Annotated in this window: 22 protein-coding genes; 10 read left to right on the forward strand and 12 right to left on the reverse strand. The window is 65.4% G+C overall.

Annotation, left to right across the window (positions count from 1 at the left end; all coding sequences use genetic code 11):
• The first annotated feature begins 129 nt into the window (after positions 1–129).
• The 8 genes from ACZY0Q_RS16130 (at position 130) to ACZY0Q_RS16165 (ending at position 7,625) form a co-directional block, all read left to right on the forward strand.
• A complete protein-coding gene (locus tag ACZY0Q_RS16130) occupies positions 130–354 on the forward strand; it encodes a lipopolysaccharide assembly protein LapA domain-containing protein (protein WP_463918352.1) in 225 nt (74 codons plus the stop codon).
• 150 nt (positions 355–504) lie between these two features.
• Complete coding sequence (locus ACZY0Q_RS16135) at positions 505–1,524, forward strand: VOC family protein (protein WP_463918354.1); 1,020 nt, start codon at positions 505–507, stop codon at positions 1,522–1,524.
• Positions 1,525–1,530: 6 nt separating this feature from the next.
• Positions 1,531–2,493 carry a fumarylacetoacetate hydrolase family protein gene (locus ACZY0Q_RS16140; protein ID WP_463918355.1) on the forward strand — a complete coding sequence of 321 codons (963 nt, stop codon included), beginning with the start codon at positions 1,531–1,533 and terminating at the stop codon, positions 2,491–2,493.
• Positions 2,490–3,539, forward strand: a complete 1,050-nt coding sequence (locus ACZY0Q_RS16145; protein WP_463918356.1) for a cyclase family protein — start codon at positions 2,490–2,492, stop codon at positions 3,537–3,539. Before ACZY0Q_RS16140 ends, ACZY0Q_RS16145 begins: the two co-directional genes overlap by 4 nt.
• Before the next feature lie 100 nt (positions 3,540–3,639).
• Positions 3,640–4,764, forward strand: coding sequence for an FAD-dependent oxidoreductase (locus tag ACZY0Q_RS16150; RefSeq protein ID WP_463918357.1), 1,125 nt, complete (start codon positions 3,640–3,642; stop codon positions 4,762–4,764).
• Complete coding sequence (locus ACZY0Q_RS16155; RefSeq protein ID WP_463918359.1) at positions 4,761–5,840, forward strand: amidohydrolase family protein; 1,080 nt, start codon at positions 4,761–4,763, stop codon at positions 5,838–5,840. The genes ACZY0Q_RS16150 and ACZY0Q_RS16155 overlap by 4 nt, the downstream gene beginning before the upstream one ends.
• An 8-nt stretch (positions 5,841–5,848) precedes the next feature.
• The gene (locus ACZY0Q_RS16160) at positions 5,849–6,847 is read left to right on the forward strand and encodes a fumarylacetoacetate hydrolase family protein (RefSeq protein WP_463918361.1); all 999 of its coding nucleotides are present in this window, start codon (positions 5,849–5,851) and stop codon (positions 6,845–6,847) included.
• A 1-nt stretch (position 6,848) separates the two neighbouring features.
• Positions 6,849–7,625 (forward strand): SDR family NAD(P)-dependent oxidoreductase, encoded by a 777-nt coding sequence (locus ACZY0Q_RS16165; protein WP_463918363.1) that lies wholly within the window; start codon positions 6,849–6,851, stop codon positions 7,623–7,625.
• Here the strand turns inward: ACZY0Q_RS16165 and ACZY0Q_RS16170 are convergent.
• From ACZY0Q_RS16170 to ACZY0Q_RS16200, 7 genes are all read right to left on the reverse strand, one after another.
• A complete protein-coding gene (locus ACZY0Q_RS16170; RefSeq protein ID WP_463918364.1) occupies positions 7,622–8,404 on the reverse strand; it encodes an SDR family NAD(P)-dependent oxidoreductase in 783 nt (260 codons plus the stop codon). The two genes, ACZY0Q_RS16165 and ACZY0Q_RS16170, sit on opposite strands and share 4 nt — an antisense overlap.
• A 73-nt stretch (positions 8,405–8,477) precedes the next feature.
• Positions 8,478–9,440 carry a LysR family transcriptional regulator gene (locus ACZY0Q_RS16175; RefSeq protein ID WP_463918366.1) on the reverse strand — a complete coding sequence of 321 codons (963 nt, stop codon included), beginning with the start codon at positions 9,438–9,440 and terminating at the stop codon, positions 8,478–8,480.
• Positions 9,441–9,474: 34 nt separating this feature from the next.
• Positions 9,475–10,695, reverse strand: a complete 1,221-nt coding sequence (locus ACZY0Q_RS16180) for an MFS transporter (RefSeq protein ID WP_463918368.1) — start codon at positions 10,693–10,695, stop codon at positions 9,475–9,477.
• Positions 10,696–10,877: 182 nt separating this feature from the next.
• The gene (locus tag ACZY0Q_RS16185; RefSeq protein ID WP_463918370.1) at positions 10,878–12,446 is read right to left on the reverse strand and encodes a GMC oxidoreductase; all 1,569 of its coding nucleotides are present in this window, start codon (positions 12,444–12,446) and stop codon (positions 10,878–10,880) included.
• Between the two features lie 16 nt (positions 12,447–12,462).
• Positions 12,463–13,944: an MFS transporter gene (locus ACZY0Q_RS16190; protein ID WP_463918372.1), complete on the reverse strand. Its 1,482-nt coding sequence runs from the start codon at positions 13,942–13,944 to the stop codon at positions 12,463–12,465.
• A gap of 188 nt (positions 13,945–14,132) precedes the next feature.
• Positions 14,133–14,942: a hypothetical protein gene (locus ACZY0Q_RS16195; protein ID WP_463918374.1), complete on the reverse strand. Its 810-nt coding sequence runs from the start codon at positions 14,940–14,942 to the stop codon at positions 14,133–14,135.
• A complete protein-coding gene (locus tag ACZY0Q_RS16200) occupies positions 14,939–15,979 on the reverse strand; it encodes a Gfo/Idh/MocA family protein (RefSeq protein WP_463918376.1) in 1,041 nt (346 codons plus the stop codon). The genes ACZY0Q_RS16195 and ACZY0Q_RS16200 overlap by 4 nt, the downstream gene beginning before the upstream one ends.
• Before the next feature lie 106 nt (positions 15,980–16,085).
• Between ACZY0Q_RS16200 and ACZY0Q_RS16205 the strand changes: the two genes are divergently transcribed.
• Positions 16,086–17,348 carry an ROK family protein gene (locus ACZY0Q_RS16205; RefSeq protein ID WP_463918377.1) on the forward strand — a complete coding sequence of 421 codons (1,263 nt, stop codon included), beginning with the start codon at positions 16,086–16,088 and terminating at the stop codon, positions 17,346–17,348.
• A 55-nt stretch (positions 17,349–17,403) separates the two neighbouring features.
• Here the strand turns inward: ACZY0Q_RS16205 and ACZY0Q_RS16210 are convergent, their stop codons facing one another.
• The gene (locus ACZY0Q_RS16210) at positions 17,404–17,820 is read right to left on the reverse strand and encodes a C-glycoside deglycosidase beta subunit domain-containing protein (RefSeq protein ID WP_463918378.1); all 417 of its coding nucleotides are present in this window, start codon (positions 17,818–17,820) and stop codon (positions 17,404–17,406) included.
• Positions 17,821–17,888: 68 nt separating this feature from the next.
• On the opposite strand from ACZY0Q_RS16210, the gene ACZY0Q_RS16215 reads away from it, so the two are divergent.
• Positions 17,889–18,890 (forward strand): restriction endonuclease subunit R, encoded by a 1,002-nt coding sequence (locus ACZY0Q_RS16215; protein WP_463918379.1) that lies wholly within the window; start codon positions 17,889–17,891, stop codon positions 18,888–18,890.
• A gap of 103 nt (positions 18,891–18,993) precedes the next feature.
• Here the strand turns inward: ACZY0Q_RS16215 and ACZY0Q_RS16220 are convergent, their stop codons facing one another.
• Genes ACZY0Q_RS16220 through ACZY0Q_RS16235 form a run of 4 tightly spaced genes read right to left on the reverse strand, consistent with a single transcriptional unit; the run spans position 18,994 to position 22,683 of the window.
• Positions 18,994–19,998, reverse strand: a complete 1,005-nt coding sequence (locus ACZY0Q_RS16220; RefSeq protein ID WP_463918381.1) for a sugar phosphate isomerase/epimerase family protein — start codon at positions 19,996–19,998, stop codon at positions 18,994–18,996.
• 13 nt (positions 19,999–20,011) lie between these two features.
• Positions 20,012–21,214, reverse strand: a complete 1,203-nt coding sequence (locus ACZY0Q_RS16225) for a Gfo/Idh/MocA family protein (RefSeq protein ID WP_463918383.1) — start codon at positions 21,212–21,214, stop codon at positions 20,012–20,014.
• A complete protein-coding gene (locus ACZY0Q_RS16230) occupies positions 21,211–21,609 on the reverse strand; it encodes a C-glycoside deglycosidase beta subunit domain-containing protein (RefSeq protein WP_463918385.1) in 399 nt (132 codons plus the stop codon). Before ACZY0Q_RS16230 ends, ACZY0Q_RS16225 begins: the two co-directional genes overlap by 4 nt.
• A gap of 9 nt (positions 21,610–21,618) precedes the next feature.
• Entirely contained in the window at positions 21,619–22,683 is a 1,065-nt protein-coding gene (locus tag ACZY0Q_RS16235) for a sugar phosphate isomerase/epimerase family protein (RefSeq protein ID WP_463918387.1), read from the reverse strand.
• Positions 22,684–22,699: the final 16 nt, after the last annotated feature.

The following is a 22,699-nucleotide window of genomic DNA, read 5'->3' on the forward strand; positions in this document are numbered from 1 at the left end:
ACACCAGATTCCCAGCCCACGGTTCAGCGGAGCGAGCCCGAGCCTGCCCCGCCGCCTGTGAGTAAATCTGCGCCTGCGAGTAAGACTGCTTCCCCTCGTGTCACGCGGGCCGCAGTCATTTGGAGTGCCGTGGCGGTCAGCCTCGCGGTGCTGGTGCTGCTCATCATCTTCTTCATCCAGAACCAGGACATGGTGGCGGTCAAGTTCCTTGGCTGGGAGGGCCGGCTTGCCCAGGGCGTGGCGTTCTTCATCGCCGCCGTGGGAGGCGGCATCCTCGTCGCGATTGCGGGCGGCGCGCGCATCCTGCAACTCCGCCGCACAGAACGGCGGCGCCGCAAGGCCACCAATTCCTAGCAGGCGACCGCGGCCACGACCCACGCAAGCTATCAGCCAGACGAATAGCTGATATCAAGAAGTTCGTCTTCCTCGAATACCTAAACTCCTTCAGAGTAGTTCCAAGACCTGCAGCGCCCAGAAGCAGCCAGAACTCAGAAGGAATTCAACGTGGAAACTCCCCTCTCCCATCTCGCGCACCTCGAGATCACCACCCCCGACGTCGAAGCATCCGCCCGTTTCTATGAGGAAAAGTTCGGCATGCGCATCGTCGACCGGGCGGATGGAAACGTCTACCTGCGCTGCTGGGGCGATTACTACCGCTACAGCCTGGTCATCACCGAAGGGCCGGAAGCATCCTTGGGCCGGATGGCGTGGCGGACCAACTCCCAGGCTGCCCTCGAAACGGTGGCCCAGCGCGTCGAAGCAACCGGCGTCCAGGGCAACTGGACCGCCGGTGGCCACGGCTATGGCAAGGCTTACGAGTTCACCGGACCCTACGGCCACCACATGCGGCTGTTCTTCGATGTGGAGAAGTTCGTGGCAGAACCCGGTTTCGAATCCACCTACCCGGACCGGCCCGAGCGCCGCAGCAGCCACGCCGCCGCACCCCGATTCCTGGACCACGTCACCGTGGCATCCTCTGATGTCCGCGGTTTCGCCAAGTGGTACAACGAGGCCTTGGGCTTCCGCGTCATGGCCTTCGTGGACCTGGACGAAGCACCCATCACGGTCTTCTCGGTGCTGACCACCAACGAAAAGTCCCACGACCTCGGCGTGGTCCTGGACACCTCCAGCCGTGCCGGCCGGGTCAACCACATCGCCTTCTGGGTGGACGCAACCGAGGACCTGCTCCGCACCGCGGACGTCATGATGGAAAACGGCACCGCCATGGAATACGGCCCCTCCATCCACGGCGTGGGCGAGCAGAACTTCCTGTACTTCCGCGAACCGTCCGGCCTGCGCGTGGAGCTCAACTCCGGCGGCTACCGCAACTACGTCCCGGACTGGGAAGCGAACACCTGGAAGCCGTCCCTGGGCTCGAACAACTTCTACAAGAACGGCGCCATGCCGCACTCCATGACCGAATCCTTCCCCCCGGCCGAAGGCTTCACCGCCACCGAAGAAGGCGCCTCCCCGGAGATGAAGGAAGCCCTTCTGAACCCGTACGCCAAGCAGGGACGGGGCTAAGACACCATGGCCGAAGCTACGTATTCCCTCATCCGCTTCCAGGAGCTTGGTGACAGCAAAGCCCGGGCGGGCCTGCTGGTCCGCGACCGCGTCCTGCCGCTCGACGGGGACATCAATTCCCTGATCGAGCATTGGGCCACCACCGAAGGCCAGCTGGACACTTTGGCAGCTTCTGCCGGCGAGGACACAGGCCTGGCGTTGGCCGACGTCGAGGTTCTCGCCCCGGTGGAGCCGGTCCAGGTCCTGCAGACCGGCGCGAACTACCGCAAACACGTGATCGATCTCGCCGCGGCCCACCGCGAACCGGGCCAGGACGAAGACGAGGTGCGCGCGAAGACCGCCGCGATGATGGACAAGCGGGCGGGCCAGGGCACACCGTACTTCTTCATCGGGCTGCCGACGGCGATCGCGTCCGCCACGGAGGACCTCACCCTGCCCGCCTACTCCAAATCCCACGACTGGGAGCTGGAGCTTGCCGCGGTCATCGGGAGGACGGCGTTCCGGGTCACCCCCGAGGAAGCACTGGACTATGTGTTCGGCTACACGATGGTCAATGACATCACCACGCGTGAGTACGTTTTCCGCAAGGACATGCCTGCCATCGGCTCGGACTGGTACCGCGCCAAGAACGCCCCCGGCTTCCTGCCTACCGGCCCCCTGCTGGTGCCGGCCAAGTTCTTCGGTGACCCGCAGGACGTACAGGTCACCCTTAAGCTCAACGGCAAGGCCATGCAGGACGAATCCACGCAGGACATGATCTTCGGCGTCGCCAAACTCGTCAGCGAAGCCTCCCAGATTATGCCGCTGCGCCCCGGCGACCTCGTCCTGACCGGCAGCCCCGCCGGCAACGGCGCCCATTGGGGCCGGCTGCTTCAGGACGGCGACGTCATGGAAGGCACCATCACCGGCCTGGGCACCCAGCTCATCCACTGCAAGGACGAAGTCCAAGCTGAAAGCAGCCAGCCATGACCACCCAGCACACGGCTCCTGCAATAAACACCGGCACCGGGGAGTCAGCCACCAATGACTCCCCGGTGATCCGGCGCACGGACCCGCTGGGCAGCATCACGGCCGCGGCCTCCAAGTACAACAACTGGGGCCGTTGGGGCGACGATGACGTTCTGGGAACCCTGAACTTCATTGACGCGGCCAAGCGCATCGAGGCGGCGTCGCTCGTGAAGACCGGCGAGGCGTTCTCCCTGTCCCAGCCGTTCGACACCAACGGCCCGCAAAAAGGGTGGCGCCGCCGCACCAACCCCGTCCACACCATGACGGACACGGGAGTGGACGCCGAACGCGGCAACCAGGGCTTCCCTCACGGTTTCGGCGGCGCTGACGACGTGATCGCCATGCCGCTGCAGTGCTCCACCCAGTGGGACGGGCTCGGCCACATCTTCGACCGCGGCAAGGCATGGAACGGGCGGGCGGCAGGCGATGTAGTTACCTCAGAAGGCGACCTTGTCACGGGCATCGAAACTGCCGCAGCCAAGATCGTCACGCGCGGCGTCCTGCTCGACGTCGGCCGGGCGCTCGGACCCCAACTCGGCCGGAACGACGGTGAACTGCCGGACGGATTCGCCATCACCCCGGAACACCTTGAACGGACCATTGAACTGCAGGGACCCAGCTCACGGGTGGGTCGCGGCGACATCGTGGTGATCCGCACCGGACAGCACACCCGGGTCCGCCGCGACGGCTGGGGCGATTACGCCGGCGGATCAGCTCCCGGGCTGTCCTTCAGCACCGCGTCGTGGCTGCACACCTCAGAGATTGCCGGCATCGCGACGGATACGTGGGGTTTCGAGGTGCGTCCCAACGAGTTCGACGGCGCCTTCCAGCCCCTGCACCAGATCGCCATCCCCAACCTCGGGCTGTTCCTGGGCGAGATGTGGGCCCCGGACGGCCTGGCGCACGCGTGCGCAGCTGACAACAGGTACGACTTCCTGCTCACCGCAGCGCCGCTGCCCATCACCGGCGCCGTCGGATCGCCCGTCAACCCGATCGCCCTCCGGTAATCGGGTTCCGGTGATCACCGTCCGGTAAGCGCAGCGGCACTATATATACAAAAGCATCACAACCATTAGCAGTAACGCCGTCAATACAAAGGAGTCAGCGATGGCAGCAGTACAGAACGTCGGAATCGTCGGGGCGGGAGCCTCGGGACTGACCGCAGCCATCCTGCTGGCCGACGCCGGAATCCAGGTGGAAGTCCTGGAGAAGGCAGATGCCCCACAGACCCTTGGCTCCGGCATCACCCTGCAAGGAAACGCCTTGCGAATCTTCCGCCAGCTCGGCGTCTGGGAGCAGATCGAGGCGAAGGGCTACGCGTTCAGCACCCTGGGCCTGCGCGCCCCGGATCCCGCCGGCACCGTCGTCGCCGTCCTGGAGGACATGCGGACCGGTGGCGAGGATCTCCCGGCCACCTTGGGCATGTACCGCCCGGACCTCACCGCGATCCTCCGCGAAAGGGCTGAACGGGCCGGAGCGCGGATCACCTACGGCAAAACGGTCACCGGAGTAAAGGACGACGGCGATTCCGTCACCGTCAGCACCGCCGACGGCGCCACGGCAAGCTTCGACCTCCTGATCGGTGCCGACGGGCTGCACTCCGCCGTCCGCAAGGCCATCGGCATCGACGTCGAACCCCTGCCCACCGGCATGGGCATTTGGCGCGCCTTCGTGGAACGGCCCGACGAGGTGGTCCGCACGGACCTTACCTACGGCGGGCCCTGCTTCATCGCCGGCTACTGCCCCACCGGCCCGGACACTATTTACGCCTACCTCGTGGAAAGGGCCCAGGAGCGCAAGCACGAGGACGGCCCCCGCATCATGGCCGAACTCGCTGCCGCCTATGGCGGGCCATGGAACGAGATCCGTGCGAACCTGGACCATAGTGCCCGCATCAACTACACCCGGTTCACCACCCACCTTGTGGACGGGCCCTGGAACCGCGGCCGGACAGTGATCATTGGCGACGCCGCCCACAGCTGCCCGCCCACGATTGCCCAGGGTGCAGCCATGGCGCTGGAAGACGCAGCCGTGCTCGCCGAACTGCTCATCAGCGCCGACGACATCACGGAGACACTCTGGAAAGAGTTCACCGACCGCCGGCTGGACCGGGCCAAGGCCGTGGTCAACGCTTCCGTCCAGCTGGGCCAGTGGATGCTCGACGGCGTCCGCGACGCCGACGTGCCCCGCCTTATGCACTCCGTGTCCAGCATGGTGAAGGAGCTCGCATGAGCACCCACGCTGCCGAAGAACAAAGCCCCACCGTAGACGTCCACGCCCACATCCTGCTTCCGGCTTTGCAGCAGCTCGTGGCGGAAGCCGATCCCGAAGGTTTCGGCGCCCAGCAGGCCCTGGAAGTACGGCGCAACGGACCGGAATCGATGGCCGCTTCCGGCAAGATGATCAAGGAGCGGTGGCCGCAGCTCACCGACCTGGACCGCCGGCTGGCGGACATGGATGCCCAGGGCGTGGACGTGCAGCTGGTCTCACCGTCGCCATCGCACTTCTATTACTTCGCCGGAGAAGAGCTGGCGCTGCAGCTGGCAAAGTCCGCCAACCAGGCGGTCCGGGAGTTCGTGGACCGCGCTCCCGAGCGGCTCAACGGCCTGGGCCTGGTCCCGCTGCAGCACCCCGCCTTGATGGTTGAAGCACTGGAGCACGCCGTGCTGGAGTGCGGACTGCTTGGCGTCGAAATCGGCTCGTTCGCTGGCACTCCCGCCCACCCGGAACGCAGCACCGTTGAGCTGTCAGACCCGTGCCTGGACCCGTTCTGGAGCCGGGCCGAAGAACTGGGTGCCCTGGTGTTCCTGCACCCGTTCGGCTGCTCACTGGACGAGCGACTGGACCGCTTCTACCTCGCCAACACCGTCTCCCAGCCGGCCGAAAACGCGGTGGCGCTGTCCCACCTGATCTTCAGCGGGGTCCTCGACCGGTACCCGGGTCTCAAGGTGCTCGCCGCCCACGGCGGCGGCTACCTTCCCACCACTCTGGGCCGCTCCGACCACGCCTGGCGGGTCCGGCCGGAGGCACACGGCTGCGCCCAGCCGCCGTCATCCTACCTTAAGAAGCTGTACTTCGATTCGCTGGTCCACAGCGCTGCTGAACTGCGGGCCCTCGTGGCCGCCGTGGGGCCGGAGCAGGTGCTGCTCGGTTCGGACTACCCGTTCGACATGGGCTCCGACCTTCCTGTGGACGAGGTCCAGGCTGCCGGACTCTCTGCCGACGACGAGGCCCAGGTTTTGGGTGGCAACGCACGCACGCTGGGCATCACGCCTGCTTCAGTCCTCACCGCCCGACCCACCGCGTAAGGAACACCATGGTCAAGATTGCACGCTGGAATCACGACGGCGGGACGCAGTCCGGCTTCGTCGACGGGCCCAACTGCTACGCCCTGCCCGCAGGCCAAACGGTCCAGACGCTGCTGGATGCCGGGCTCGAAGAAACGCTGGAGCAAGCCCGGCAGACCATCGGCTCTGGCCCAGCCGTGCCGCTGGCGGACGTGCAATTGCTCGCCCCGCTGGCGCCTGCCACTATCCGAGATTTTGTGGCCTTCGAGGAACACGTGGAAGGCGTGCGGAAGAGCATCGACGGCGTGGGGGGCGTGGTGCCTGAATGGTATGAGGCACCAACCTTCTACTTCACCAACCCGCACACGGTGACCGGCACGGGAGAGGTGATCGGGATTCCGGCAGGCTGCACGGATCTGGACTTTGAGACGGAAGTGGCCGCCGTCGTCGGACGCGTTCCGGGCAGCGACGGCCGCAACCTGACGGCGGAAGCGGCACACCGCCATATTTTCGGCTACACGATCCTCAATGACTGGTCGGCGCGGGACCTGCAGCGCCGCGAGATGAAGGTCAGCCTGGGCCCGTGCAAGGGCAAGGACTTCGCCAACACGCTGGGGCCCTGGATTGTGACCGCGGATGAGTTCGAGGACCGGCACGACGCCGAGGGGTTCCTGCCGATTTCCATGGCTGTTGAGGTCAACGGCGAAGCCATCGGCCAGGACCTGCTGTCCAACATGGGCTGGCCGTTCGCCGAGCTGGTGGCCTACGCCTCGCAGGATTCAGTGGTGCGGCCCGGCGACGTCCTGGGCTCCGGCACGTGTGGAAGCGGCTGCCTCGCAGAGCTGTGGGGACGGAACGGGTCCAAGACTCCCCCGCCCCTGAAGACCGGCGACGTGGTCCGCATGACGGTGGAAGGCATCGGCAGCATCGAGAACTCTGTGGGTGCCCGGCGTGAAGCCGGAACCCGCGTACCAGCGCGAGTCCGTCCCCGCAACAGGGTTGCCTCCGTAGTTACGTCCGGGACGTAGGGTGGTCGCTCTTCAGCTCGAGGGCCGTACGGTGGTGGTCACCGGCGCCGGCCAGGGCCAGGGTGCCTCCGAGGCGCGGCTGCTGGCGGAAGCCGGGGCGCGGGTCATCGCCACGGACCTTGCCGTGGACATGCCAGCCGAGCTGGCTGCTTTGCCTTCGTCTGCGCTCGGCACACTGGTGTACCGGCAGCTGGACGTGTCCGATGCCTCTGGTTGGGCCGAGCTCGTCGACTGGATCCAGTCCCAGGGGTGGCAGGTGGACGGGTTGATCAACAATGCGGGAATCACCCAGCGCAGCCGGTTGCTGGACGTCTCCGTGGCCGACCTGCAAAAGATCTACGAGGTAAACGTTGCCGGATGCCTGCTGGGGATCCAGGCCCTCGCTCCCCTAATGGCCAGCGGTGCGTCCATTGTTAATGTGGGCTCCGTGGCGGGCCTGACCGCGCACTATCCGGTGGCGTACACGGCCAGCAAGTGGGCGCTGCGCGGGTTGTCACAGGTGGCGGCCATAGAGCTGGGCCCGCGCGGGATCCGGGTAAACACCGTTCACCCGGGCTTCATCGAAACGCCTATGACGGCGAGCGCCAAGCCCGGGTTCCGGCAGGCCACGCTGGCCGAGACACCGCTGGGCCGAACAGGCACCGTGGAGGAGGTGGCCGGCGTCGTATTGTTCCTCCTCAGCCCGCTGTCCTCCTTCGTGACGGGTGCCGAGATTCCGGTGGACGGGGGCCAGTCAGGCCACAGCGGGGCCAAATCGGTCTCCGACGCGATGCGTTAGCCGGGCAGCACCGCCGACCAGCCGCCGTCGACCATCAGATTCGCTCCAGTCACATACGACGCCTCGTCCGAGGCAAGGAACAACGCGCACTTGGCCACTTCATCCGGCGCCCCGATCCGGCCCAAGGGAATGCTACCGGCGATGGTGCGCATCGGGTGGTCGGCGGCCAGGAGGTTGCCCTCGGTGGCGGCAGTGCGGATCATTCCGGGGCTAACAGTATTAACCCGCAGGCCGTGGGCAGCCCCTTCGGCCGCGAGCTGCCTGGCCATGGCCACCACGGCGCCTTTCGTGGCCGTGTGTGCCAGCCGGCCGTTGGTCATTGAACCCGCGACTCCTGCCGTGGACCCCACCAGCACGATGGCCGCGTTCTGAGCCAGGATCAGTTGGGGCCAGAAGTATTTGACCGGCAGGAACACCACGTCCATCTCATGTTCCACATTCCACTTCCAGTCGGCAAACGTCAGCTGCTCCACCGGGGCGAAGCGTGTGACCGCGGCGTTGGCGTAGAGGATGTGGACCTGGCCTTGCTTCGCGGCGACATCCGAGGCCCATGCCGCCACGGCAGTCTCGTCTGTGAGATCAACCCGGCTGCTGCTTATTCGGCCCCCGGCAGCGGTGACCTGCTCCACTGTGGCCGCGGCACCGTCGTCGTCCATGTCACAGCCCACCACGAAGGCCCCTGCCTCAGCGAAAGCGAGCGCCGCCGCCCTCCCCTGGCCACTGGCCGTTCCGGTGATGACGGCGGTCTTGCCGGCCAGGCGCTGGCTGGAGACGGGCATAAGAGAGGTCCCTTCGAAGTACGTTTCGTCGACTCTCGCAGGGATCGTCCTGACGGGGAACCTCGCGTTGGCTCTAGGTGGTATCCGCCGCGTGGATAGTCACCGGATGTGCGGTGACGGGGAAGAGTTCGTGCAGCCGGGCACAGGACCGCTGGACCACGGAGCGCAGCCAGACGCTGGCTGGGTCCTCTGTCTGGGACGGGTGCCAGTACATCGCCTCCACCAGGGACGCTTCGAGGCCTTCCGAGAACTCCACCACCACAATGTCCGCGCCGCGCTGGGCCCGTGCGCCCAGCATCCGCGGCACCAGCGCCACGAGGTCTGTTCCCTCTACCAGCAGCGGCAGCGACAGGAAGCCAGCTACCACCGCCGCCACGCGCCGCTGCAGGCCCCGCGACTCGAAGATCTTGTCTGCCGGGGTGCTGATTCCCTCGCCGAAATAGCCGACGGCGTGGGGAACGGTGGCCAGGTCCGCCACCGTAAGCCGGGGGTGCTGGAGCAAGGGGTTTCCGGAAGCGGCCACGGCAACGAAGCTGTCGCGGAACAGCTGCTTGCTGGCGCCCTGCATCTGATAGCCGGTCGGACCCACGAGCAGGTCGATTTTCGAATAGTCGGCCATTTGCCCCTGGATCCCAGACCCGGCGGTGGGGACGAAGTCCACTGACACATTGGGGGCCTCGTCCCGCAGGATGCCGCGAAGCGGACCCACGATCAGGGCAGCTGCGTAATCCGAAGCGGCGATGATGAACTCCCGCTCGCTGGTAGCGGCATCAAAACCGGACCGGACGCGCGTGGCCCGCTGGACGTGAAGCATGGCTTCATCAACCAGCGGGACCAGCGACTGCGCAAAGGGCGTGAGGTCATACGTGCGGCCGTTCCGGACCAGGAGTTCGTCGTCGAAATGCCGCCGGAGCCTGGCCATGGCCGCGCTGGTAGCCGGCTGGCTGAGCTGGAGCCTCTCCGCCGCCCGGGAGACATTCTTCAACTCCAGCAGGACCTGCAGGTGGGGCAGCAGGTTGAGGTCCAGGTTCTTCATACCCACAGGTTATCCGTGCAGGACATCGGCCCTCCTAATGGCTGACCGGCACCATGCGTGGACCGCGGACCAGGACGGCGACAAATGCCACCGCACACGCCGTTCCAAGTGCACCCAGGGCCAAGCCGAGGCTGCCCAGTCCCGCCGCGGCCGCCCCAAGGACGATCGGGGTAAGGAACTGGCCGATGAACAACGTGCCGGTCCAGATGCCAGTGCCCCGGCCGCGCTGCTGGAATTCAAGGCCGTTCACCGCCCACGTCAGCAGGGTGGGCAGCAGCACACCGGTTCCGGCGCTGGCAATTACTGCGCCCGTGATGGCCAGCGCCACGTTGCCCGCAACAGAGACCAGGAAGAGGCCGACGGCGGCCAGCCCGAAGGCGAAAGCCAGCAGGTTCCGCGTGCCCAGCTTCGCCAGGAAGCGAAAGGAGATGGCACCTGCCGCGGTGGCGAGGGACGCGATGGCCGCAGCAAGTCCGATAAGGGCTGCGTCCCCAACGCCCAGCCCGGTGATGACGTAAGGCAGGTGGACGATGAGCGCATAGAAAACGATCCCGCCGAACAGCGTCACCGCGGCGGGGGCACCGATCTGCCGCCATGGCACCGGGGTTGGGACCGCCGTCGTGCGCTGGCTCTTTGCCGGCTCCCAAAGCTTGAAGATCATGGGAATAACGATCACCGCGCTGACCGCATAGAGCCAGAACGGGGTCCGCCAACTGATGCTGCCCAAAGCACCGCCGAGCGCAAAGAACGCGGTGGCTGCGAGCGCACTGACCATGGTCTGAAGGCCCAGATACTTGTTGCGCCGCTCGCCGGCGTAGTAGTCGGTGATGAGGGTGGTGCAGCAGGTCATGATGGCCGCTTCCGCTATTCCCACGCCCACCCGGGACAAAGCGATGGACTCAAGAGTGTTCAGCCACAGCGGCGCGGTCCCGAACACGGCGTACGCCAGCATGGCGAAGACCAGCAGCTGCTTGCGGCCCACCCTGTCGGCCACATAGCCCGCCAGCGGTGAGAAAAGTGCCACGAACAGCGCCGGCAGGGTGAGCGTAAGCGGCACCAGGATGGCAACGCCGGGCGTGTCCGCGAACGCCTGGTTCAGGGTGGGCAGAACGGGTGCCAAAAGCACAGCGCCCAGTACCGGCATGCAGCTGCCGGCAACCAGGAGGGCTGCCTGCAGCCGTCCTGGTTGCCGTGTCCCCGCAGAGCCCGGTGCCTCTTTCGTGGCGTGGTTGCCCGTGAGCTGAATATTCTCCATTGAATTCCTTAGCCTCGTGATGGTCACGGAGGGATCAGCGCGGTTCAGGCGCCGAAAGTGACTTCTTCTCACTGTGGCTACGGTTCGACTATCGGGGAATCATGGATTTGGAATAGCTGGTATCCACAGAACCGATGGCAGCAGACTGAGGCGGGCGGCTCCTGGCAGAAGGCCCCGGCAGGTCATGAGCCGAGTCCCTCCGCAACTTTCCGGGCGCCTCGGACCGCAATGGCCACGCTCATCAGCGTGGGATTCATGGCCGTCGCCGTCGGGATGAGCGCATTTCCGCCCACCACAAGGTTGTCGTATCCCCATACGCGCGACCACGGATCCGCCACCGAGGCGCCATCATCGGCCTCCCCCAGGCGCATGGTGCCCTGGTAGTGCAGGCTGGAGCCGTTCGGCATCAGGCGGGGCTCGGCAACAAAGACTCCAAGGGACTTGCCGGCACGGCGAAGCCGCTCCGTGGCCTGGGCGATCTCCGCGTCTTCCCTCTCGGTCAGCGCGTACTCAATGGTCATGTTCGGGAATCCCCGGTAGTCCGTCTCGTTGTCGTCAAAGGTGACGGCATCCTCGTAGCGCGGGTGCTTGCGCATCCCGTAGCCCATGTTGACGTACCCCCAGCGGTTCTCGGAGTACGGGGTTCCCGGCTCCATCGGGAACGGCGTGGTCTCGGTGTACATCACCTGGACGGAGAAAGGGTGCTCCGGCTCGGAGAACGGGATACGGTTCACTGCGGCGACGGGGTCTGCCGGGTTCTGTGCACGCCGGGCCAATTCGGCCTTGAGGTCATCTTCAGTGGCGTACCGACCCATTTTCTCCTCATCGAGGGCCACCGTGGAGATGACGACGGGATGCTCCGTCAGGTAGTGGCCAAGCGCCTTCGGCCGAACGCCGGAGGCCCAGAGGAGCTGCGGGGAGCGGAAAGCATCGGCGGCCACCACAACGATGTCCGCCGCCTCAAATGACGTCTCCCCCGTGCGGAGATCCTCGACCGTGACCCCGGTAACCCGGCGCCCGTCCAGTTCCACGCGGCGGACCAATGTGAGGTCACGAAGTTCGAACTGCTTCGAGAGCGGGCTGTCCTGATCGATCAACGGACCGAGGACGACGTCGGCCCCCGCCCAGCGCACGGAGCCGTCAGGCTGCGGGTCGCCGGCAACCGGAAGGGTGCCCACGCCGTGGCCGTCCGGCAGTTCCGCGCCGAACTCTTCATCGAGGAGCGACCTGATGGCCTCGCCGACTTTCGAGTCGGCAAACGCTGCGCTGTGGACGTGGAGCAGCTCCTTGGCGTACTCAATGAGTCCGTCCCACTCGTTGTCCGCAATGAAGGGGAGCTTCTCACTAAAGGCGGGCGACGGCGTCGCGCACGTCCAGTGCGCACCCTGGCCACCGACGTTGGTGGCGGCGGCCGCTGCCGGGAAGGTTGAGGCGTGGGCGGATCCTGCACCCCCGAAGTCGAGCAGGTGCGTGCCCTGGCGTGCAGTGAACATACCCTCAGTAACCGTCCCAGCAGGGATTCCCAGGGATTCACGGTAGGCGCCAGCCTGCGGTCCCTGGGACATCTCACGCGCGCGGGCCTTTTCGCCGGCGTCGGGAATGTTCCGGACGCTTTCGCCGGGAACTTCCGTCAGCTGCGGACCGGCTTCGAACATCACCACCCTGGCATTCGGCACCTGTTCGAGGAGCACCCGTGCGTAGGCGGAGCCGATGGGGCCGCTGCCGACGATGGCGATAGTGGGGTTGGACATGATGTCTCCTTTGAAATCAGGCCGAAAGGGATTCGGAAGTTGTTTGCGGTGCGGGAACGGGTTCGTCGGAGAGGCGGCCGTGCGGAAGCAGGACCGCCGCGACAATTCCCACGGCATATGTAACTGCCAAGGCGATGAAGATGGGAGTAAAGACCGTGCCATAAATCTGTGCGACGCCGGCCTGGAGAGCCGGGTCGGCCGCGTGGACCAGTTGCGGGGTCAGCGTGGAGGCGTCAATGCCCGACGGCAACAGAGCTGCGACGCCGAAGCCGATGACCCCGCCGATGATCGCCGTCGCCACTGTTGATCCAACTTGCCGCACCAGGTTGATGGTTGCCGTAATAGTGCCGGTCTGGCTCGCCGGGACAGCGCCCTGGACCACTGCGACGATCAGGCTCATGAACGCCCCGGTGCCCATGCCAACCACACCCATCACAATCATGGGCACCCACAGCGGCAGCCCGAGGGGCAGCACGGCCATGACAAATAGCCCTGCCGCTCCCAGCGATGTTCCCAGGATCGGGAAGATGCGGTAGCGCCCTGTCCGGCTGGCAAGCCATCCGGTGAGCAGGTTGCTGATCAGCATGCCGAAAACTGTGGCGATGGGGACAAACCCGGACACGGTGGCGGAGGTTTGGTAGGCCATTTGAAAGTACGTGGGAAGGTACGCCGTGATGGAGAAGAGCCCGACGCCGATGATCGCCGACAGCGCGGTACCTGCGGCAATGGTGCGGTTGGCAAAGAAGTGGAGCGGCACGATGGGCTCGGGAGCGCGGCGCTCGACAAAAAAGAAGACAACAAAGCCCCCGATGCTGACCGCGAGCGCCGCAGCGGTGGCAAGGCCGGCGCTGCGTTCAGCAGCCCACGTCACGGCGAGTACGAGGGCCACCAGCGCGGTGGTGAAAACAGCCGCCCCGGCAACATCAAAGTGACGAGGCATGGGGCCTGGTTCGAGGTGGGGAACAGCAACCAACGCGAGGCCCAGGGCTACTGCGCCCACCGGGATGTTGATCCAGAAGACCCATTGCCAGCCCCAATAGTCTGTAATGGCGCCACCAAGTACGGGGCCAACGAGGATCGCGATGGGGAAGGCCGCGCCAATAAGGGCCATGTAGCCGGGCCGTTCCCGCTGGGTGGTGACCCGGGCAACAATGGTCTGGGACATCAACTGCAGGCCTGCGGAGCTCATCCCCTGCAGGACGCGTGCGGCGATGAGCCAGGCCATGTCCTGGGCGAAACCGCAGGCCAAGGAAGCGGCCAGGAACACAACCAGTGAACTGAGGAAGATGCGGCGCGCTCCCAGCACGTCACCCAGTTTGCCGAGCACGGGCAACAGGACCGTGCTGGCCAGGGTGTAGCCCACAACAACCCAACTCATCAGTGTCAGCGCATCCAGCTCACCGGCGATGGTGGCCAGCGATGTGGACACCACCGTGTGGTCCAGGGCCCCGAGGAAGGAGACCGAGAGCAGGGAAATAACAAGGAGACGAAGTCTCAAAGGTGAAAGTGGCATAGTGATCTACCCGAACGATCGGGCCGTCGACGCGACGTGTTGTGCCTCCGCCGCACCATCACGGCGGAGAGCGGGTCCGAAAGTAACCCCGGCGCCACTTCCCATCATACCTCACTTTAGTCTGAAAGCAACAAAAGAATGCCTGGATCAGACGTTCCGTCCGACAGTGCCGCCTATGCGCTGAACAGGTCCCGAGTGAGGGCCAGGTCCTCGAGCAGCTCCTCCAGGTCAGCAACAGGCTCTCCCGAGGCACAGGCCTCGAGCGCCCGGCGCAGCGCGAGGCGGGACGATGATTCAAAGCGCTCCGGAGCCCTCAAAGTCCCGTCCTCGGTGGATGTCTCCAGACGCATCAGTCCGGCAGGTTGGTCCACCGTTACTTCCGTCCTCACCTCGCCGAGGGCGAGCACCTGGAGCAGACCACCGGCGCGTAGGCCCGCGGCCGCGGGCGTCGTCGTCGTCGTCGCAAGGGTGGTGGGAACTGACTCGCCGGCAGAGCCCCCCGCGTCCAGGAGTGCGATCCTGCTGTGCGCCGTGGCAGTGCTGGACCGAAGCGTCAACGGCCCCTGAACCAGGGACCGCGCCCAGCCGAGGCCGTCACAGATGGCGGCATCAAGGGCCTCTGCGGGGGCAGAGCACTCCACCGTGACCATCCGGGCCGGACTGCTCCGCCGTGCGCGGACCGCATCAGCGACAACATCGGGGCGGAGGCGGGGGCGGTCAACAATGACAGGGATGCCACCTTGCCACGGGTCGGATTCACGCGCCTCCGGCGGGAGCACGCACGGGTCCGCGATGACCACCGCCAAAGCTCCCCCGGCCCGGGCCGCCAACATGCCCTGCCACCAATCACCGGACCCAGGCACCACCACCACCGCGCCGCCGAGGTTCTCGGTCAGTGCGGCACTGAGAGGCAGCTCGGCAACAGCAGCCACGTAGGAAGGCAGCGCAGTGAAAACTCCATACCCTCGATCTCCTTGACTCATAGCGGCACTCCTTCAAGAACTTTCGCGGCCGCAGCGTCGGCGAGGTCGATTGCATAGTGCGAGTCCGCCAACAGTTCGCCGTACTCCACCGGGGCTGCGCCCTCGAGGAGCGACGCAAACAGGCGCCATTCCGTCACGTAGCCGTCTTCCGGATCCCGCGGGTACTCCGTCCAGAGCCCGTCCACGCTTCGTACCCGGGTGGCGGCACTTCCGGCATGGACGAAGGCAGGTGGGAAGCTAACCTCGATTCGATCGTGGGAGGTCGCGATGCTCATCCGCCACAGCGCATCCGGTCCTTGCGGAAGCATGGTGAGCGCCAGTTGGACCAGGACTCCGCCTGCCCGGTACCCCACCACATAGCCGATGGGTGGAGCGACCCGGGCATAAACCACTTCGTCGATGCCCGGCGCTATGTCCCTGACGGCAGGAAGATCGTGGATCGCGAGCCCTGTCAGCAACTGCCTCAGGACGGCCGCCGCCACTGCAGGATCGTCCAGGTCGGGACGTCCCCGCCGGGCAGCTGTGAAGGGTCCGCCCTCAGTGACCAACTGGTGGTACCCGTCGTTGGGCGGGAGCGACAGCGTCACGGAGATCGCCTGCACTCGGCCTTCGAGGGCCACAAGGTGGTGTTTTGCGCGCCCCCATGCCGAATCAAACAGATGGTTCGTTCCCACCAGGAGGATGGTGCCTGCGGCCCGGCACGCAGAGATTACCTGATCGGCCTCTTCCCTGCTGGTGGCCAGCGGTTTCTCGCAGAAGATGGCGCGTTTGCCCGCGGCCACGGCTGCCAGGATTTGGCGGGAATGTTCGGCGGGCGGACTGCAAATTGCCACCACGTCCACGTCCGCGTCCGCGAGCAGCTCCGCCTCCCCCTCCGACCAGCGGGCACCAAGCTGCCCGGCCAGAACCCGGGCCCGCCCGCTTCCGGCATCGGCAATGTGCACCACGCTGAACAGCTCCGCCAGCCGCCCTAAGACCGGAAGATGAAGAGCCGCAACGCCTGGCCCGGCTCCAATAATTCCAACGTTCCAAGGCATCGATGCCCTCCCTCTTATGTCTCTATTATTCATAAGTGAGGTAGGTTTCGGCTATAGTCGCGCCGCGCCGCACCTTAGTCGGCCCCCATGTGTGAGAATTGTGAACATGACGACTGACTCCACACTCCGCTTTGGGGCCCAAACGGACGAGGTGACGAGCCTTTTGCGGATCGTCAACCTGGTGCGAACGGGCGAAGCAACAACCCGCCCGGAAATCGGCAAGGTCACCGGCTTGGGCAGGGGCGTGGTCAGTCAACGCGTGGATCAGGCCATTGCGATTGGCTTCCTCGGGGACGGGGAGTTCGGCGCCTCGTCCGGCGGCCGCGCGCCACGGACCCTGCGCTTCCGGGCGGAGCAGGGACGGATCGTGATATGTGCCCTCGGAGCGGCTCACATGAGGGTCGGCATAACTGCGCTCGACGGCGACATCCTGGAACACACGCATCGCCCCTGGGATATCGCGCAGGGTCCGGAGAAGACCATCGACGCGGTCATGTCCCTGATCGATGATTTGCTGAAGAATGACTCCAAAGTACCCGTGTGGGGTGTAGTGGTGGGGCTTCCCGGCCCGGTGGACTTCGCTACGGGGCAGCCCGTGGCGCCACCGATCATGCCGGGGTGGAACGGTTACGATGTCCGCACCCCCTTTGAAGAACGCTTCAATGCACCGGTATGGGTGGACAACGATTCCAACCTCCTTGCCCTCGGGGAACGTGCCCGGCGGCGCGACTCACTGGCGGACCTCATCTACTGCAAAATCGGCTCGGGCATCGGAGCCGGCCTGCTGTCCAAGGGCAGGATCCACCGGGGTGCAAACGGGGCCGCCGGCGATATCGGCCATGTCCGCGTCTCCGACTCGGAAGAACAGTGCCGTTGCGGCAAGATTGGCTGCCTGGAAGCGGTTGCCGGCGGCTGGGCCCTGGTCCGGGACGCAGAAGAGGCTATCAAGGAAGGGGTCAATACCTCCCTTGCCCCGCTGGCGAAGAAGGGGGCGCTAACCCTTGAGGAGATCACCCTCGCAGCCCAGGCCGGGGACTCCCTGGCCATCACTCTCGTCCAAAAGTCGGCCCGCGTGGCAGGCGAAACTATTTCAGCCCTCGTGAACATGTTCAACCCCGGAGTCATTGTCATTGGCGGCGCCATGGGCTCTGCCGGCGAGGTGTTCCTGGCCGAGGTGCGCCAACGCGTCTACGAATTGTCGCTGCCGCTCGCTACCCGGGACCTCACCATCACACTTTCCGTTAACGATGAGCGTGAACCCTTGCGCGGCGGCGCCGAACTGGCCCGCGAACAGCTGTTCGACGTCACCTTCCCCCGCTGGTTCGCGGAGGGCCGTCCGTCACCGGAACGGGCAACTGTTCCGGCATAGGGTTCACCTCGGGCGCAGGCGTTACCTGCGCCCCGCTCAGACCGCATCACATCTATCAGGCCACGTCGCGGGAGACGCTGGGCACTGGCGCCCGGTCAACTACCAACTTTGCTTCAAGGCGGAACGGCAGGACCAGCGGAGAGCCGGGGCCTGCCTGCAGGTAGGGCACCAGCAACTGGAAGTCGACAGCCACGGTGTGCACACCACTGCGCAGCTCGCCCTTGCCCGCCAGGACGAGCCTGTCCTGCACAAACCACCACCCGGCCTCCTCCCCAAGTGAATCTGCCGGCACCTCGCGGTTCCCCAGTACCACCGCGAACTCCCCTTGCTCCAGCGGGACCCCGTCCACCTCAACTGCCAGGCCAGCCAGGCTGGACAGGGGCATCGAACGGATCCAGGGAAGGCCCACGCGAAGCTCAAACCCCCACGGCGTGGCCCTCAGCGCATCTTCGCGCAAAGCTGTTTCCAACATGGCTTCCATCCTTTATCCTAAAAGTGACATAAGTTTGTCATTAACACGCATAATTGGGAAGGTGCCAAATGGCCCCCGAAATTCCTGACAGCTGGACCCTTTGCGCCAGCTCGTTCAACTGGACTCCAGAGATCACCTCTGCCCGCCGAACTGCCCACGACATCGTCACCGGCATAGCGGACTCCGTCACGAAAACAATCGAGCTGGAACCGGGGCTGCTATGGCGGTCCTTCCCCGCTCCACAGGACGCCGAGGTGGACGCCCTGCACGACGAGCTGGCAGCCAAAGGCGGACGAGTCAGCATCGTGGGCGCAAGCCTCGACGACTTCACGTCCCCAACCGGCCGGCGTTCGCTGCAGGAACGCCTGGACTTCCTGGTCCCCCAACTCCATGCCGCGCAACGCGTGGGAGCCAGCGGCGTCCGTTTGCCAATCGGACAGGCGGGCACGGAACTGCTCGAACTGCTGCAGCCGCTGCTGCACGAACTCGACCTAGTGCTGTTTGAAGAGATCCAGGGGCAGCAGAATCCGGGCAACCCTGCCGTGACACCGGCCCTGGATGCGATAGCAGGGCTTGCAGATGATCACGTGCGCGTGCTCGTGGACATCAGCATGCTGATGCCGGCCCTTCCTGTCAGCTACCTAGAAGAACTGCGGCGGGGAGGCGTTTCCGCCGACCTTCTGGAGCGCCTGGAGAATGACTGGCGGGACCCCGCCACCCATGACGCCGTCACCGCCCTGCTCCGGGCACGGAATGTTCCGCCGCGCATCCACACCCTCTTTATGAACCTGGTCATCCGCTTCGGCCGCAGCGATGCCACAGACCTGCACGGCATCCTCCCCCTGGTGGGCGCTTTCCACCTGAAGTTCTGGGACCTGGACGACGACGGCCGCCGGGTTTCCCAGCCTCTGCGTGACCTTGGCAGCCTGCTCGGCAGGAACGGCTTCACCGGCACGCTGACCAGCGAGTGGGGAGGCCACGAATGGCTGCAGGACGACCCCACCGATATGACGCGGCGGCATCTGGCGCTGGCGGAGTCCGCCCTGGCGGCCCAAGGGGTCGGTGGGTGAGGCCATCGAAAACGGGCGTCGACAAGCTCACTCCCCGGCTGAAGTAACAGAAAGGTCGGCCCCGCTGGGCCGACCTTTCTGTTACTTGCTACTCCGGGCGGTACTACTTCGTGCTGAAAGCGGCGTCGAAGGCAACCGCGGAGGGTTCATAGCTGGCGAGCCGGCGCACGAAGGCAAGCGCCTCGGGCGCGCCGTCCAGCCGGTCCATGCCCGCGTCCTCCCACTCCACGGACAGCGGACCGCGGTAATCGATCGCATTGAGCATGCGGAATGCATCCTCCCAAGGCACGTCGCCATGCCCGGTGGAGATGAAGTCCCAGCCGCGCCGCGGATCCGCCCAGGGCAGATGGGATGACAGGCGGCCGTTCCGGCCGTTGACGAGGCGCTTCTTCGTGTCCTTGCAGTGCACGTGGTAGATGCGGTCCTTGAAGTCCCACAGGAACCCCACCGGATCGATGTCCTGCCACACCATGTGGCTCGGGTCCCAGTTCAGCCCAAAGGCCTCACGGTGCCCGATCGCTTCGAGGGTGCGCTGCGTTGTCCAGTAGTCGTAGGCGATCTCGGACGGATGCACCTCATGGGCAAAGCGGACCCCGACCTCATCAAAGACGTCCAGGATGGGGTTCCACCGGTCCGCAAAGTCCTGGTAGCCGGCGTCGACCATCTTCTCGGTGGCCGGCGGAAACATCGCTACGTACTTCCAGATGGACGATCCCGTAAATCCGGTGACCGTCTTCACGCCGAGCCTGGCGGCGAGCCGCGCGGTGTTCTTCAACTCCTCTGCTGCGCGACGGCGGACCCCTTCAGGATCGCCGTCGCCCCACACGACGTCCGGCAGGATGCCGCGGTGCCGTTCGTCGATAGGGTCGTCACAGACGGCCTGGCCCTTGAGATGGTTGGCGATGGTCCATACCTTGAGGCCGTGGCGTTCAAGGACGTCCAGCTTGCCCTGTACGTAGGCGTCGTCATCCCATCGCCAGGGGTCCAGGTGGTCACCCCAGCAGGCGATCTCCAGCCCGTCGTAGCCCCACTCGCCGGCGAGCCGGGCCACCTCCTCAAACGGCAAGTCGGCCCATTGGCCGGTAAACAAGGTAATTGGTCGTGCCACGTATTTCCCCTCTCTACAAGCCCCGCACAGGAACGTCGACGGCGACGCGCGTCCAGGCGGAATCATTCTCGGAACTGCGCTCGACGGCGTCGAGCACCCGCTGCACCCTTAGCCCGTCAGCGAAGGTCGGATGCGGATCAGTGCCGGCCACGATGCCTTCCACGAGGTCTTTGACCTGGTGGGAGAACCCGTGTTCGTAGCCGAGCATGTGGCCGGCGGGCCACCACGCCGAAACGTAGGGATGCTCCGCTTCGGTGACTAGGATCTTCCGAAAGCCTTGGCGGTCCGCGGGTGCCGTGCGGTCGTAGAACTGGACGCTGTTAAGGTCCTCAAGGTCGAAGGCCAGCGCGCCCTTGTCCCCCGAGACCTCGATCTCCAGCGCGTTCTTCCGGCCGGTGGCGAAGCGGGAGGCCTCGAACGACGCCAACGCCCCGGACTCGAAGCGGCCGGTGAAGATGGCGATGTCGTCCACCGTCACCTGGCCTTTGCCAATACCGGCGGAGCCGGAAAGACCTGTATTAGAAAGCCCAATGCCGGAGTCGAGCAGCGGCCGCTCCTTCACGATGGTTTCAATGACGCCGGATACCTTCTCCAGGTTCAGCCCGGTCACGAACTGGGCCAGGTCAATGGCATGGGCACCGATGTCCCCCAGCGCACCGGAACCGGCGTGCTCCTTCTGCAGCCGCCAGGCCAGCGGCATCTCCGGGTCAACCAGCCAGTCCTGCCGGTAGGCGGCGCGCACGTGATGGATCCTGCCCACGGCCCCCTCCGCGATGAGGTTGCGGAGGAACGTGACGGCGGGAACGCGGCGGTACGTGAAACCCACCATCGCCCGGATGCCCCTTGCCGCCGCGCGCTCGGCCGCCTCGGCCATCGCTTCGGCCTCCGCCGCAGTGTTGGCCAGCGGCTTTTCGCACAAAACGTGCTTCCCGGCCTCAAGTGCGGCGATCGCAATCTCGGCGTGGGAGTCACCGGGGGTGACGATGTCGACGACGTCGATATCGTCCCGGGCGATCACTTCGCGCCAGTCCGTGGCTGACTCCGCCCAGCCCCACTTCTTCGCCGCCGCTGCAGTGGCGGACGCGTTGCGGCCCACAACAACTGCCATTTCCGGCTCGGCCGGCAGGTCGAACACCCGGGGGGCCGTCCGCCAGCCCTGGGAGTGGGCGGCACCCATAAACCCGTGGCCGATCATGGCCACGCGCAGGGTTGTCATGCGAGCACCACCTTGCGCTCCACCGCCACGCGGTTGCCCACGTAACGCTGGGGCGCGATCTGCATGTACAGCAGGCGGAGCGTGAGGATGACCTCGACGTCGATCTCTTCGCCGGCGTCGGGGACGCGGTCCAGCGGGATGATGATCTCCGGCTTATCAGCCACGAACCACAGGGTTTCCCACTGCTCGGGAAGATCGGCAATGGAGTAGGACTTTCCCGCCAGTTCAAAACGGAGGGACTCCTTGGGGACCTCATCTCCGTTGACGGATGCGACGACGTCGTCAACAGCGGACAGCCAGAGGCTGCGGTACCAGGGCAGCTGCACTGACACGGCGATGCCCTCGGGGTGCCTGCGGACGTCGGCGTCCTGGAACAAGGAATTGTGAGTTGCCATGGCTTTTCCTTACTTAACAGTCTCGACCAAGGTCGGGTGGGGAACGTTTGCTTCTGAATCGACGGCGTCTTCGATGGCACGCCGCATGAGCGTGTGCTGCTTCTTGACGAGGTCGATCGGATCGGATTCGCCGAGGTCGGCGAAGGCGTGCCCCTCCCATTCGCTGGAAAGGTAGCCCTTGTAGCCGCCCTTGACGAACTGCCGCACAATGCGGGGAATGTCCATCGCCGGCTCGTTGCCGTTTTCGTCGATGTCGTAGAACTTCGCATGGACATGGAAGATCTGCGGCATGATGTCCAGCCATTCCTCCGGCGGAACCAGCCCGTGCATGTTGAAGGCCAGCCGGGTAAACGGGCCCAGTCGAGCGGGGTCGAAGTTGTTCGCGTTGAGGTAGTCCTCGAATTCCTGGTTGCGTTCCTGCATCGGCAGCGGCTTGCGCCAGATGTCCTGCATAACGGCGAAGTGCTCTTCAGGCAGCCCCATCTGCGTCAGCGTGCGGAACAGCGTCGGGGAAAGGCTGTGCATGGTGGAGCTGAAGTCTGCCGTGAAACCGAGCCGGTCGCTGCCCAGTTCCGCGTACATTTCGCGGATCTGCAGGATTTTGGGGTCGTTCGGGCCCTGCGGTGCATGGATCTCGTAGCCGAGCTTCTGGTCATACTTCTCGGCCAGGGGAAGCAGCCGGCGGAGCAGTTCCTTACCGGCGGAGCGGATCACCACGCGGTGGAAACCGAGCTTGTTGGCGGTGCGCAGCTGCGCGGCGAAGAAGTCGTACTCCTCATCCGGCGTCATGTCCCGGTCCTTGCGGCGGCCCATGTCCAGGTTGGTGCCCACTGCGCTGGGGGTGAGTCCGTAACGGTCCATGCTGTCGCGCCACAGGCGGATGAAATCGTCGTCGACGCCGGGGTAGGTTCGCAGCATTTGGGCGATGTTGAACTCGACGCCGGGACCGAGGCCTTCATCGGCAACGGCCTTGATGAGGGTCTCCGGGGTGTAGAGTCCGGCGGCGAATTCAGAGGTGAGCGAATAGAGGGTGATGCCGAGCTCGATGCCCGAGCCTGCGATGCCTTCTGACATGTCTTGGTCCTTAGTG

This window comes from Pseudarthrobacter lactosi, from assembly GCF_055412785.1.

What these genes read in the sequence shown, in the direction of transcription:
- ACZY0Q_RS16140 (WP_463918355.1), top strand. Translation starts at nt 1,531, where the DNA reads ATGGCCGAAGCTACGTATTCCCTCATCCGCTTCCAGGAGCTTGGTGAC.
- ACZY0Q_RS16155 (WP_463918359.1), top strand. Translation starts at nt 4,761, where the DNA reads ATGAGCACCCACGCTGCCGAAGAACAAAGCCCCACCGTAGACGTCCAC.
- ACZY0Q_RS16150 (WP_463918357.1), top strand. Translation starts at nt 3,640, where the DNA reads ATGGCAGCAGTACAGAACGTCGGAATCGTCGGGGCGGGAGCCTCGGGA.
- ACZY0Q_RS16175 (WP_463918366.1), bottom strand. Translation starts at nt 9,440, where the DNA reads ATGAAGAACCTGGACCTCAACCTGCTGCCCCACCTGCAGGTCCTGCTG.
- ACZY0Q_RS16145 (WP_463918356.1), top strand. Translation starts at nt 2,490, where the DNA reads ATGACCACCCAGCACACGGCTCCTGCAATAAACACCGGCACCGGGGAG.
- ACZY0Q_RS16160 (WP_463918361.1), top strand. Translation starts at nt 5,849, where the DNA reads ATGGTCAAGATTGCACGCTGGAATCACGACGGCGGGACGCAGTCCGGC.
- ACZY0Q_RS16195 (WP_463918374.1), bottom strand. Translation starts at nt 14,942, where the DNA reads ATGAGTCAAGGAGATCGAGGGTATGGAGTTTTCACTGCGCTGCCTTCC.
- ACZY0Q_RS16170 (WP_463918364.1), bottom strand. Translation starts at nt 8,404, where the DNA reads ATGCCCGTCTCCAGCCAGCGCCTGGCCGGCAAGACCGCCGTCATCACC.
- ACZY0Q_RS16225 (WP_463918383.1), bottom strand. Translation starts at nt 21,214, where the DNA reads ATGACAACCCTGCGCGTGGCCATGATCGGCCACGGGTTTATGGGTGCC.
- ACZY0Q_RS16215 (WP_463918379.1), top strand. Translation starts at nt 17,889, where the DNA reads ATGGCCCCCGAAATTCCTGACAGCTGGACCCTTTGCGCCAGCTCGTTC.
- ACZY0Q_RS16185 (WP_463918370.1), bottom strand. Translation starts at nt 12,446, where the DNA reads ATGTCCAACCCCACTATCGCCATCGTCGGCAGCGGCCCCATCGGCTCC.
- ACZY0Q_RS16235 (WP_463918387.1), bottom strand. Translation starts at nt 22,683, where the DNA reads ATGTCAGAAGGCATCGCAGGCTCGGGCATCGAGCTCGGCATCACCCTC.
- ACZY0Q_RS16200 (WP_463918376.1), bottom strand. Translation starts at nt 15,979, where the DNA reads ATGCCTTGGAACGTTGGAATTATTGGAGCCGGGCCAGGCGTTGCGGCT.
- ACZY0Q_RS16210 (WP_463918378.1), bottom strand. Translation starts at nt 17,820, where the DNA reads ATGTTGGAAACAGCTTTGCGCGAAGATGCGCTGAGGGCCACGCCGTGG.
- ACZY0Q_RS16230 (WP_463918385.1), bottom strand. Translation starts at nt 21,609, where the DNA reads ATGGCAACTCACAATTCCTTGTTCCAGGACGCCGACGTCCGCAGGCAC.
- ACZY0Q_RS16205 (WP_463918377.1), top strand. Translation starts at nt 16,086, where the DNA reads ATGACGACTGACTCCACACTCCGCTTTGGGGCCCAAACGGACGAGGTG.
- ACZY0Q_RS16180 (WP_463918368.1), bottom strand. Translation starts at nt 10,695, where the DNA reads ATGGAGAATATTCAGCTCACGGGCAACCACGCCACGAAAGAGGCACCG.